The 12,675-nt window shown below is 70.8% G+C and carries 9 protein-coding genes; 1 reads left to right on the top strand and 8 read right to left on the bottom strand.

Annotation, left to right across the window (positions count from 1 at the left end; genetic code table 11):
• Window positions 1-105: 105 nt before the first annotated feature.
• The 6 genes from Pla163_RS13455 to Pla163_RS13430 form a co-directional block, all read right to left on the bottom strand.
• Complete coding sequence (locus tag Pla163_RS13455; protein ID WP_419185929.1) at window positions 106-1,539, bottom strand: nitroreductase family protein; 1,434 nt, start codon at window positions 1,537-1,539, stop codon at window positions 106-108.
• Between the two features lie 324 nt (window positions 1,540-1,863).
• Window positions 1,864-2,586, bottom strand: a complete 723-nt coding sequence (locus tag Pla163_RS13450; protein WP_145189332.1) for a DUF4097 family beta strand repeat-containing protein — start codon at window positions 2,584-2,586, stop codon at window positions 1,864-1,866.
• A gap of 237 nt (window positions 2,587-2,823) precedes the next feature.
• Entirely contained in the window at window positions 2,824-4,296 is a 1,473-nt protein-coding gene (locus tag Pla163_RS13445) for a cyanophycinase (protein WP_145189329.1), read from the bottom strand.
• Between the two features lie 19 nt (window positions 4,297-4,315).
• Window positions 4,316-4,765 carry a ribosome silencing factor gene (rsfS, locus tag Pla163_RS13440; protein ID WP_419185928.1) on the bottom strand — a complete coding sequence of 150 codons (450 nt, stop codon included), beginning with the start codon at window positions 4,763-4,765 and terminating at the stop codon, window positions 4,316-4,318.
• A gap of 186 nt (window positions 4,766-4,951) precedes the next feature.
• Window positions 4,952-7,048: a sodium-translocating pyrophosphatase gene (locus Pla163_RS13435; RefSeq protein ID WP_145189323.1), complete on the bottom strand. Its 2,097-nt coding sequence runs from the start codon at window positions 7,046-7,048 to the stop codon at window positions 4,952-4,954.
• 354 nt (window positions 7,049-7,402) lie between these two features.
• On the bottom strand, window positions 7,403-8,185 hold the full coding sequence (locus tag Pla163_RS13430; RefSeq protein WP_145189320.1) for a DedA family protein: 783 nt from the start codon (window positions 8,183-8,185) through the stop codon (window positions 7,403-7,405).
• A gap of 103 nt (window positions 8,186-8,288) precedes the next feature.
• Between Pla163_RS13430 and hemB the strand changes: the two genes are divergently transcribed.
• Window positions 8,289-9,269, top strand: a complete 981-nt coding sequence (hemB, locus tag Pla163_RS13425; RefSeq protein WP_145189317.1) for a porphobilinogen synthase — start codon at window positions 8,289-8,291, stop codon at window positions 9,267-9,269.
• Between the two features lie 197 nt (window positions 9,270-9,466).
• On the opposite strand, the gene Pla163_RS13420 is transcribed toward hemB, so the two are convergent.
• Together Pla163_RS13420 and Pla163_RS13415 are read right to left on the bottom strand one after the other, a co-directional pair.
• Complete coding sequence (locus tag Pla163_RS13420; RefSeq protein WP_145189314.1) at window positions 9,467-10,051, bottom strand: hypothetical protein; 585 nt, start codon at window positions 10,049-10,051, stop codon at window positions 9,467-9,469.
• A 45-nt stretch (window positions 10,052-10,096) separates the two neighbouring features.
• Window positions 10,097-12,487 (bottom strand): poly(ethylene terephthalate) hydrolase family protein, encoded by a 2,391-nt coding sequence (locus Pla163_RS13415; protein WP_145189311.1) that lies wholly within the window; start codon window positions 12,485-12,487, stop codon window positions 10,097-10,099.
• Between the last annotated feature and the right edge of the window lie 188 nt (window positions 12,488-12,675).

The raw sequence follows: 12,675 nt of genomic DNA, 5'->3' as shown, positions 1-12,675 counted from the left end.
GCACCAGCGCCGTGGCTCGAGTCGGCGCCACGGGGTCGCGCGGTCGAGGCACGATCGAAGGAACGGCGTCCGACGGGTGACGTTCGACGAGCGCGCGTCGCACCGTCAACCGGTGCGGGGCGCGCTCTTCGGTTTCACGAGGCGCACGAACTGCAGGCGCCCGAGCAGGCGACCGAGGCCGGGCAGGTTCTCGAGCGGGCGCAGCACGTCGAACAGCCCGCGCACGAGCGCGCCGGCGCGTCCGAAGTTGCGCGTGCGGAAAGCCAGCTCGCCCTTCGCCGGCAGGACCAGGCGCGCGAGGCGGCCGCCGACCTCGAAGCCCGCGGCGCGCGCCAGGCTCTCGGCCTCGTTCGGACCGAGCGACGCGAACGGACCGATGTTCGGATCGGGCGACAGCACGTACTCGACGCCCTTCGGCCCCTTGCCGCGGCTGCGGATCCACTCGATCGCGTCGTGCAGCGAGCGCGACGACACGTAGCCGAGCACCAGATCGCCGCCGGGTTCGAGCGCGTCGAACAGCCGCAGCATCAGCTCCGCGCGCTGGGCCTTCGGCAGCCCTTCGAGCCGGAAGAAGCACGAAGCGTGGGCGTAGACGCCGCGCTCGAGTTCCGGTCCTCCTGCGTGCGGCCACTGACGGAACTCGCCGCGCGTCCACAGACGCCCGACGACGAACTGACCGACCTCCGGCGTGCGTTCGAGCACGTCGAAGCGGAACGCCGGGCGCGCCTGGGCGGTGTGCTCGGCGACGATGCCGGTGCACGGCAGGACCTCGAGCCAACGGCCGACGTGGTCGCCGCGCGTCTCTGGCTTCTCGCGCCCCGCGTCCACGAAACGGTCGAGCGCCGCGTCGATCGCCGCCATCTCCCAGGCGCGTGGCTTGTTGTGCCGCAGTCCGTTCAGGACGCGCGCGCGCTGGTACACGGACAGGTCGTCCTCGTGCCAGGCCTCGGGATCGGCGGTGGAGGGGATCGGCCGTCCGCCGTAGTGGTTCCAGTGGCGCACCGCGTCGAGCGGCCGCCGCTTCGGTCCGGACTTCGGAACGATCTTCGGGAAGCCGATCGCGAGCACGGCGACGACGAAACGATCGGGCGGCAGTCCGACGACGCGCCGCACCTCGTCCGCGTCACCCAACTGCGTGATCCAGAACGAACCGAGTCCGAGCGCGTGCGCGGCGAGACTCATGTTCTGGACCAGTGCGCTCGCGGACTGGATGCCGGCCCAGTGCTCGGTCGAGTAGCCGCTGCCGTAGCTGACGATCACGTTCACCGGCGCGTTGCCCATCTGCGTCGACAGCTCGGTCAGTCGCGCGTTGATCACAGGATCGTCCACCGGCACCAGATCCCACATCTGGTAGTTGCACGAGCTCGGCGCCCAGATGCCGGCGTGGATCACCTGGTCGATCAGCTCGCGCGCGACCGGTTCGTCCGAGAAGCGGCGGATCGAGCGCCGACCGTAGAGCGTGTCCCAGAAGTCGAGGGCGGGGACGTCGATCACCGGCACGCCCGGGTCCGCGTCCTTGGGACCTGCTCCCTTCGGCACGGCCGAGCGCGCATCGGAGCGCGCGGGAGTCGGCACCGGTGCGGCCGCGGGGGGAGTCGCACCCTCCCGACTCGGGCGACTCGCTTCTTCGTTGGACTGCGGCATGGCGCGTGACGCTTCGAGTGTATCCCGCAGGGGCGGCTGCGCGCGCCCACCGACCAGGGGTCACCGATCAGCTGTCACCGACCAGCGCCCACCGACCAGCGCCCACCGATTCACTGGCCGCCGTCGCGTCCCGTCCGGACCCGGCAGCGACCGTGTCGCCGGTCCGAGGGGACGCGTTCCACGGTGGGGCGAGCTCCTGCGGGCACGACCGAGGGGACTCTACTGGTAGGTCGGCGCGGACTGCGGGACGGAGTCGCCGATGCGTTCGGAGTGCACGTCGCCCATCTTCGTGGCGTAGTCGAGGACCTGCACGTCGAGCGCGACGAGCTCGATGTCGCCCAGTCCGGTGCGGATGTCGGCGGAGGGTCCGCGCAGGCGGTGCACCGTCACGTCGCCCAACTTGGTCTCCACGCGCAGGCTTCCGTTCACGCCGCTCACGTCGACGTCGCCCAGACCGGTCCACGCGTCGATGCCACCGCCCGCGCTCACGTTCTCCAGCTCGATGTCGCCCAGTCCGGACAGGATCTTCAGCGGGCCGGTCGCGTCCACGTCCACGATCCACACGTCGCCGTGCGACACGTCGACGCGGAGCGAGGAGACCTCGGCCGGGAGCCAGACCGTGACGTGCTCCATGAAGCCCTCGCCCTCGCGACCCGTAAGGTCGCGGTAGGACAAGCGGCCGTCCACCAGCGCGACGGTGCCGACTCCTTCGTGTCGTTCGCGGATCTTCGCCACGACGACCGGTTGCGGCGAGCCGCCTCGGACCTCCACGTCGGTGAGGTCTCCCGAGATCGAGAGGTCGCGGACCTCGTCCGCGGTCAGCTGGAACTCGACCGTGCGCGCGAACGGATGGCTGCGGTGGTCGTTCCAGTGGATCGAGCAACCGCCGAGGCCGAGGGACGGAACGAGGGCGAGGACGGGCAGAAGGACGGTCGTGCGCATGGGGAAGACTGCGTGACTGCGTGCCGAGCGACGAACCCGGAGACGAGGAGCGAGAGACGGAGGAGCCGAAGACGACGAGCCGACGGAAGCGGGGGGAGGCGAGCGGTGCCGCGCGCGCCGGACCGGACTCGGTCGCCAGCGGCGTGCACCCGCGCGTGGTACGCCTCAGAACCCGGGACGGTTCCCGCGAGCAGCTCGGTCGTCGCCGATCTCGCCCGGGCCTCTACGGCTCGTCCCTCACGGAGTGAACGCCGCGCCGGGCGGCACGAGCCAGAGTCGACCCCCCTCGAGCGCCACGGACTGTCGCCCGAGCTCGCCGCTCGCGTCGTTCCTCGCGGCGGCGGTCGAGAAGCCCACCGCCGTGATCGCTCGACCGTCCAGGACCATCAGCGAGCGCAGGGGCTCGTCGCCGGCCGCGCGGACGGCGAGACGCGAGCGCCCCGTGCGCTCGAGAGCGATCGAGTCGTCGAGCCACAGCACGAGGCGGCCCGGCGCGCCGGCGAGCGCGAAGAGGCCGCCGCCCACACGGACCTCGTCGAGACGCGGGTCCGAGAAGGCGCGTGGGACGACGATCGCGCCGGCGATTCGGCCTGTGCCGGGGCGCGTCGTGAGTCGGCCCTCGATCAATGCGTCCGCGTCCGCGGCGACGACGACCAGATCGCCGAGCTCGGCCGATCCATCGTCGTTCCCGGGCACGGGCTCGAGGTCGGACGCGATCTCGAACGCGGGCGCCGGCTCGAACTCGATCCGCATTCCGTCGGGTCGCGCGACGACGCGCCGTTCGCGCAGGTCGAACACATGGCCCGCCAGGAGGATCTCGCAGCACGCGCTCGAGAGCTCGGGAGGGCGTCCGTCGCGCGGCTTCTTCGCCCGGGTCCGCTCGTCCGCGAACAGCACCGTCGCGGAACCGTCGCCGATCACTTCGGCGCGCCCGCTCGCTCCGTCGACCAGAAGGGCCGTGCGGTCGTCCATCCCGATCGCGAGGAGTGTCTCGTCGCGAGCCCAAAGGTGCGTGAACATCGTCGCGAGTCGCGCCAGACGTCCGCGCTCGGTGAAGTGCGTGTCGAACAGCACCCCGGGCACGAGAGCGAGGAAGTCGTCGCGCAGCGTCAGTTCCGCGTGGGCTCCGTTCGACAGGGCCTCCCGTTCGTCGAGCGAACCCACTGCTGCGTCGTAGACCCAGCGGCCGAGCACGGCACAGCCCGCACTGCTGCCGCCGATCGCGCCGCCGTCGAGCCACAGCCGTTCCATGTGCGCTTCGACCGGTGTGCCGTTCCAGGACTCGACGTACCGACTCTGGTCGCCGCCGACCATCCAGACCACGTGGGTGGTGGCCAGCTGCTCGCGTTCCTTGTCGGTCGCAGCGAAGCCCAGTTCGAGGACCTCGTCCGCGCCCGCGGCTTCGAAGTGTTCGCGCATCCGGCGACTCTCGCCGCCCAGGATCGCGACGCGACAGGCCGCGTCGTCGCCGAGACCCATGCGTTCGCGGGCGTGGGCGACCATGCGCCGCGTCGCGATCTCCGCCCAGGGTGCCGAGGCGCTGCCGCCGCCCTCGGCCACGACCAGCCCGCGCGGCGCATCGTCGCCATCGCGCAGTGGACCGCGATCCACGAACACGAGCGCGAACAGCACGAGCGTGAACGGCACGAGCGCGTCGAGCGCTGCCAGCGCCCGACGCGCTCGCGTCGATCGGTCCGGTGCGGCCCTCATCGGGTCCAGCAGGTCTCGCTCAAGCGAGCGGCCCCTGCTCGGACAGTTCGCCCGGCAGCTTCACGTCGACGCTGCGCCAGTCCAGGCGCGGGCAGTCGCCGTAGAGACGCTCGAGGTCGTAGAACTCGCGCGCCTGGGGCTGCAGGAGGTGCACGACCACGTCGCCGTAGTCCAGGACGATCCACCAGCCGAGCTCCGTGCCCTCCGCGGGGAGGTGGCGGTGCCCCGCCGCCTTGAGGCGGACGTGCAGCTCGTCGAAGAGGGCCTTGACGTGGGCGCGGCTCGTGCCGGTGGCGATGACGAAGTAGTCGGCGACCTTCAGTTGGTCGGCGACCTCGATGACTTCGACGTCCTCGGCGCGTTTCGCCTCGACGAGTTGGGCCGCGATGGCGGCCAGCTCCTTGGTTTCGATCCTGGCCTCCTTTTGGCTGATCGTGGCGGGTGTGGTGGGGTTCGAGAGGGTGTCCATCGGAAGCTTAGCCGCTCGTGGGCGGCCGTGTAGTGGCGAGGTTCGAGCCGCGCCTCGGCACGCGGACGGGCGGACGGATCCCATGGGATCCGCCCGCCCGGTTCGTGTGCCCGTGGACCGCCGATCGCCCCGGGGAAGGGGCGGAGCGGTTGTCGCGGGGTGCCGGGCACCCCGATCGACGTGGGATCAGCCCAGGAAGAGGGGCAGGAACACGAGTCCCACCACCGTCATGAGCTTGATGAGGATGTTGAGCGAGGGGCCGGAGGTGTCCTTGAAGGGGTCACCGACCGTGTCGCCCGTGACGGCGGCGTGGTGGGCTTCCGAGCCCTTGCCACCGAACTCGCCGGAGGTCTCGATGTACTTCTTCGCGTTGTCCCAGGCACCGCCTGCGTTGGACATGAAGATGGCCATCATGACGCCCGTGACGAGGGCGCCGGCGAGCAGACCACCGAGGGCGCTGACCGACCAGAAGCCGATCGCGATCGGAGCGCCGATCGCGAGCACGCCCGGAAGGATCATCTGCTGCAGCGAACCGGCGGTCGAGATCTCGACACAGCGCGCGGCGTCCGGCTCGGCCTTGCCTTCCAAGAGGCCGGGGATTTCGCGGAACTGACGGCGAATCTCCTCGACCATCTTGTTCGCGGCGTTGCCGACCGCGCGCATGGTCATGGCGCTGAACAGGAACGGCAGCATGCCGCCGATCAGAAGACCGATCATCACCTCGGTGTTGGTGATGTCGAGGTTGAAGCCTTCCTGGCGCGCCTTGGCCACGGTGCTGAACGTGCTGAACAGCGCGAGGGCGGTCAGCGCGGCCGAACCGATCGCGAAGCCCTTGCCGATGGCGGCAGTGGTGTTGCCCACCGCGTCGAGCGCGTCGGTGCGCTCGCGCACTTCGGCCGGAAGGTCGGCCATCTCGGCCAGACCACCCGCGTTGTCGGCCACCGGGCCGTAGGCGTCGACGCCGAGCGAGATGCCGAGGGTCGAGAGCATGCCGACCGCCGCGATCGCGACGCCGTACACACCGCCTTCGACCGCACCGCTCTCGAGCGGGTTGCCGTAGTTGAAGGCGACGTAGATGCCGGCGACGATCGTCAGCACCGGCAGCGCCACCGACTCCATGCCGGTCGCGAGTCCGTGGATGATGTTCGTGGCCGAACCGGTCTGCGACTGCTTGGCGATGTTGAGGACCGGCTTGGTGCCCGAGCCCGTGTAGTACTCGGTCAGCTTGCCGACGACGATGCCGACGAGCAGACCCGCGACGATCGCCCAGAAGGCGGCCATCGGGTTCAGGGCGACGGCACCGGCGTGTCCGGGGACCATGACTTCCGCGGGGAACTCGAGGCCGATGAAGCTGAGCATTCCCGAGGTCGTGGCGTAGGCGCCGGCGACGACGATGACCGAGGCGACCACGAGACCGCGGAAGAGGGCCGAGTGCAGCGCGTGCTCGTTGTTCGCCTTCACGAAGAAGGTGCCGATGATCGAGCCGACGATGCCGATGGCGGCGATCACCAGGGGCAGCAGCACCATGGCCGGGCTGCCGCTGAAGAGGGCTGCGCCGAGCGCCATCGTGGCGATGATCGAACCGGCGTAGGACTCGAAGAGGTCGGCGCCCATGCCGGCCACGTCGCCCACGTTGTCACCGACGTTGTCGGCGATGGTGCCCGGGTTGCGGGGGTCGTCCTCGGGGATGCCCGCTTCCACCTTGCCCACCAGGTCGGCGCCGACGTCGGCGGCCTTGGTGAAGATGCCGCCGCCGACGCGCGCGAAGAGCGCGATCGACGAAGCGCCGAAGCTGAAGCCCAGGATCTGGTCGATCTCGACGGCGGTGTAGCCCGTCGACGTGCCGTAGACGAGCGTGAAGATCGCGACGCCCATCAGCGCCAGGCCGACGACGCACATGCCCATGACGGCGCCCGAGCTGAACGCGACACCGAGAGCCGGAGCGAGGCCCTTGGTCGCGGCCTGGGTCGTGCGCACGGCCGCGCGCGTCGCGGTGTGCATGCCGATGTAGCCGGCGAGACCCGAAGCGAGCGCGCCCGCGACGAACGCGATGGCGGTCTTCTCGTGCAGGAAGATCGCGATGACGGCACCGACCACGACCACGAAGACCGACAGCCACTTGTACTCGGCGCGCAGGAACGCGGCCGCGCCGTCCTGCACCTGCTTCGAGATGGCCTGCATCTTCGCGGTGCCGGCGTCCTGACGCATGATCTTGCCGAACAGGACGAACGCGAAGACGAGCGCGACAGCGGCTGCGCCGACGGCGAGGTAGAGGGGGTTCATCGGTGGGCGGCCGCGGTGGCCTCGAGTGGGGGATTGGGACCGGCCCGGGCCGTGCGGCCAGTGGGCGGTCTCGAAGTGGACGTGGGTTCGTTGACCGTCTCGAAGGTGCGGGACCGGTCGCGGTCCCGACGGGCCGTCCGAGCGGACTCGACGGCGTTCGAGGGCGAAGAGGATACGGGTCGGCCGCTCCCGGTTGAAGCACGGGCCCCGGTTGTGGCCCCCGAGGGAGTCGGACCGAGGGGCGGTCGGACGCGGGCGCACGAGCGCGGACGGGGCGGCCGAACGCGGCGGGAACGGCCCCGCTCTCCCGGGCCGAGCCTCCCAGTGGACGCGGATCGACCGGCGGACCGGGCCCTAGGTCGTGGCGTCCCGGGCGGGCTCGCCAGGGCTCCCAGGAGCCTGCGGAGGCGTCTCGGGGTCCGGCGCGGCGGGCGGGGGGGGCTGTGCGGCCGATCGCTCCGAGGCCGAGGCGGCGAGCTCGGCGGCTGCACCGGCTTCCTCGCGCGCGGTCTCGGCCTCGGCCTTCGCCCGGGCGCGCAGCACGCGGCTGCGCACCACCACCGTGACCAGGATCGCGAAGGCGGCGAAGGCCAGGACCAGGTTCAGGTCCTCGACCCGGTGGGCGAGCTTCTCGGTGTTCGCTCCGAACAGGACCCCCAGGTAGAGGCCGATCGGGACGATGATCGCCGCCCCGGTGGCGTCGAGCGCCAGCCACTTCCAGACCGGCATCTTGAGGTGTCCGGCGATGAAGTAGCCGGGCCAGCGCAGCCCGGGGAAGAAGCGGCAGGTGAAGACGCCGAGGCTGAGATGGCGCCGCATCCGCGCTTCCATCCGCTCCATCCGGCGCTTGTGGAGCACGCGCCTGATCCAGCGGTGGTCGAACGCCTGATCGCCCCACAGGCGACCGACGGTGTAGGGGACCGCGTCGCCCACGAGCACCCCGGCGAAGCACGCCGCGCCGATCAGCCAGGGGTCGACGACGCCCTTGTGGAGCAGGATGCCCGAGCCGACGATCGTGACCTCCTCGGGGATCGGGAAGCCGAATCCGCACAGGACGAGCACCAGGAACGCCCCGACGTAGGTGTGGTTGGCGACGAAGCCCTCGGCGAATCCGGTCAGGTCGAGCAGTGCCTCCACGGGCGGGAGCCTACCAACCGGCCCGAGCCGTCGCCCGCACCGAGGCGAAAGGGTCCGACGATCGGACGCAAGTCGGGAGGGTGCGTGCTACGAAAGACGCGCCATGAGACAGCGACCCCGCCGCAACCGACGCGCACCCTTCCACCGCGAAGTGGCGGCCGAGACCGATCTCGGCCCGGCGCGTTTCGTCCAACCGCTCTTCGTCCACGCCGGGAGCGGCGACCGTCCGATCGATGCGCTGCCGGGTCGGTCGCGGCTCGATCTCGACGGACTCGTTCGGACCGCAGAGCGCCTGCTCGCGGTCGGGGTCGGTGCCGTGGCCCTGTTCCCCGCGGTCGACGAGTCGCTCAAGACGCGCGACGCGGCCGAGTGCCTGCGCCCCGATGGACTGGTGCCGCGCGCGGTCCAGGCGCTGAAGGAGCGCTTCCCCGAGCTGGTGGTCGTGACGGACGTGGCGCTCGACCCGTACTCGAGCGACGGACACGACGGGCTCGTGGCGGACGACGGGCGCGTGCTCAACGACGAGACGCTCGAGATCCTCGCGGCCCAGGCGCTGATGCACGCGCGGGCCGGAGCCGACGTGGTGGCGCCCAGTGACATGATGGACGGACGCGTGGCAGCGATCCGCGACGAGTTGGACGGCGCCGGCTTCACGGACGTCTCGATCCTCGCCTACACGGCCAAGTACGCGTCGGCCTACTACGGTCCGTTCCGCGCCGCGCTCGATTCGGCGCCGCGCGCGGGCGACAAGAAGACCTACCAGATGGACCCGCGCAATCGCCGCGAGGCGTTGATCGAAGCGCGACTCGACGAGGCCGAGGGCGCCGACGTCCTGATGGTCAAACCCGCCGGTGCGTACCTGGACGTCATCGCCGAACTGCGCGCCGCCACGTCGCTGCCGATCGCCGCCTATCAGGTCTCCGGCGAGTACGCGATGCTCGCCGCGGCGATCGGGCGCGGCTGGCTCGACGAGCGCGCGGCCGTCACCGAGAGCCTGATCGCGATCCGTCGCGCCGGTGCGGACCTGATCCTGACCTACTGGGCGGAGAAGGCGGCCGGTTGGTTCGGTCCGGCGGCCGGCTGATCACGGCGCGCGCTCCGGGCTTCGCCCGCGCCCGGGCGCCCATCCATGCAGAACGAGCGCAGCGCCTCACAGCGCTGCGCTCGTTCGCTTCCATCGCCGTCGATCGCGATGGTGTCGATCGCGATGGTGTCGATCGCAGCAGTGGAGTCACCGCTCGCGCGGCGACGTCCCACCGCACTGGTCACTCGACGAACCGGTCACTCGCCGCGCAGGGCGCGCACGGTGTCGGCCTCGCCCTCGACGAAGCGTTCGACGAGGTCGGCCGCCAGTGCGCTCAGGGCGATCTCGTCGGCCAGTTCGACGCGCGCGCGGGGCTCGACCGGTTGGCGACGCGCACCGCGATCGAGTGCGCCCGCGTACTCGGCACGCGCCGTCGCGAGCGTGACGCGCTCGGGCAGTTCCGGCGCCCCGAGGAACCAGGGCCCGCTGCCGTCCACGCGGTCGGCGTCGGCCGCGAAGGGCACGACGCACACGACGTAGCCGCTCGAACCGATGTTCAGCTGCTGGGCCGTCTCGGCGCCGCAGTAGAGCACCGGGGTCGCGACACCCATCAGGGTCAGGTCGGGACCGTTCGAGCGCACGACGACCAGTTCACCGGCCGCGAAGGAGGGTTGCTCCGCGCGGAACCAGTGCGTGGCGGGCGACGCGAGCGAGAAGGGGACGCGCTCGATCACCTCGAGCGTCGCGGGGGCGGCGGTGGGAGTCGGGCGGAGTGCGACCGCGAGGGTCGCGAGAGCGGCGGAGGCCACGAGGGCCAGCGCGGCGACGGTGAAGCGTTGCATGGTTGGTTGGGGGCGCGTTGGAGGTTGGGATCGGCGGAGGGCGAATCAGCGCAGGGTGAACTCGACCTGGTCGATCGCGACCCGTCCGGACGCGCTGCCGTTGGCGGAGCCGAAGAGGAACGTGATGTACTGCACGTCGGTGAGGTCGATCAGCGTGTCGTCGCGCAGGAAGTCGACCAACGGCAGGCGGAACGACTCGAATTCCGAGGCCCAGCCGGTACCCGTGCCGCAGCCACCGCGCTGGTACGGCTGGCCGATCCCGTCGCCGTAGCCGTCGACACCGAGCGTCTTGCCGCGGCCGTTGCCGTCGATCAGACGCAGGCTGAAGCGCAGTTCGTCACCCAACGACACCGTGTTCGTGTCACGCGACTGCTGCGCGAGCATGAATGCGATCTGGTCGTAGGCGGACACGTCGCGCATGCCGATCGGAATTTCGTAGCGGAAGTACTGACTCGCGCCGCCGCCGAAGCTGAAGACCGCGCCGTTGGTGGGCTCGCCGCCGCGTCCGTGGGTGAACGCGTTGAACGGCTCGCTGCCGATGGACTGGGTGAAGTTGTCGTTGTCGGTCAGTTCACCTTCGGACACGTTGCCGACGGTGAAGTCCACCGCCGCGCCGCTCGAGGCGACGAAGAGCGACCCTTGCGACTCGAAGTCGTCGACGATCAGGCTCGTCGACGCGTCGTTCGACGTGTGCACCACCGTCACGACCGCGCACGAACTCGAGGTCACGCCCAGCGGCCGCAGGTCGGTCCACTCGCGCCACAGGAACTCCTCGGCGGCCGGATCGTCCTTGAGGTAGTGGGAGAACAGCGCCAGGGCGTGGGGGCGCATGATGCTGTGCACGTCGGTGCGACTCAGCAGGCACGGTCCGCTCGAGACCGTGCTGCCGCCGCCGTCGTGGAAGGCACCGTGACCGGCACCTTGCACGTTGATCATGCTGCGCTCGCCGAGCGCCCAACCGTAGTGGCCCATGACGGCCGGCGCGGCGGACGACGTGCAGCCGTTGACGTCCGCGTCCGCGCCGCCCACCCACAGGTGGTAGGACCCGTCGTGGATCGTGTCGGGCGTGCTGGAGGAACCTTCGAAGTACGTCGGCGCGATCGCCGAGACGATCTTGATGCCGCTGATGTCGTAGTTCGCGGGCGTGACCGTTCCGACGAACAGGCGGTGGTAGGCGATCGAGACGCCCTCGCCGCCGCGGCTGTGTCCGATCATCCCGATCCGGGTGTTGTCGACCTTGCCGACGAGCGCCGGCGAGATCGCGGCCAGCGACCCGAAGAAGTGGTCGAGGTTGTCGATGATCGTGGTGGCCGCGGACTGGACGCCGGGCACCGTGTTGTTGCGGTGGCTCGACACGACGAAGCCCCAGGACGCCAGGTGCTCGCCGAGGTGGTCGTACCACTGGTAGTTGTGGCCGTTGCCGTGGCTGATCTGGACGAACGGGAGGTTCGACAGGCTGGCGATGTTGCTCGGCCAGTAGACCTTCGAGCGCAGCCACTGCGTCGGACCGTTGTAGAGGGTGCTCGTCACCGCGTAGGGCCCCGGCGCGCCGATCTCGGGCACGATGTACAGACCGACCTCGTCGCCGAGGCCGTCGATCAGGTCACCGTCGTCGAGCAGCCCGTTGCGGTTCGTGTCGACGACCACGTCGTAGGCGGCGCCGAGTTCTTCACCCGTGGACCCGGGCAGCGCGCCGGGCTCGATCACGATGTGGTTGCTCGAGAAGCGCGTCGTCCGCGGACGGAAGGTCTCGGGACCGTCGCTGCTCGCGTCGACGAGGACGGCCGACGACGCCCACTCCGCGGCCGACCGCGCCTCGACGAGGTACACGTCGACCTGCTTGCCGGCCACGTACGGCTGTCGGAAGGCGTCGACGGCGACGCTGATCGGCTGTCCGGTCTGGAACACCACCTGGGGCGTGAAGCCGGGAGCCGCGTTGAGCGCGCGGCCGCCCAGTTCGACGCCGCGCGTCGTCGGGACGTCGACGACTTCGAGCGACGCTCCGTTCGAGAGGGCCAGTCCACCGGGGGCGGCGATGTCCGCGACGGCGCCGCCGAAGTAGAACTGCGCGCCGACGAAGGACGGGTCGGCCGGGATCGGCAGGACCCAGCTCGCGACGCCCGCGCCGTTCGTGGCGCCGAAGGGCAGGAGCGTCAGGGCAGGGGTCAGTCCCAGCGGCACCAGGTCGCCACCCAGGAGCGTCGGTCCCGGATCCACGTCGAGGGCCAGCAGGGCGAAGGCGTTCTGCGCGCCGGTCAGGGTGGCCACGGTCGCGGTCCCCGGTCCGATCTGGACGGTTTCCTCGGTGTCGAGCGCGAGCTCACTGGTCTGGCCGAGGGCCGGCGCGGAGGCGATCGCGAGGACACTCGCGGCGACGACGCCAGGACGGAGGGTACGGAGCAGCCAGCCGAGCTGGGGCGCGCGGGGGGTGGACATGGGCGACGGACGCTGGGGATGGGTGGGCGTGAGGGCGGCTGCGACGGGCGCGCCGCCCAGGCGAAGACTACCCGTGCCCGGCGGCTGGCAACCGTTCGCGAGCACCGGTGCAAAGGGCTTTCGCGGCATCCACCTGGGGTAGATCCGGTTGCCCCGGCACGGGTCGGGGGCATTTCGGCAGGGATCGG

The sequence above is a fragment of the Rohdeia mirabilis genome, from assembly GCA_007750655.1.
In the GTDB taxonomy this organism is placed as follows: Bacteria; Planctomycetota; UBA1135; order UBA1135.
The sequence above is the reverse complement of the archived record's forward strand: the minus strand, read 5'-3'. Positions and strand labels throughout refer to the sequence as shown.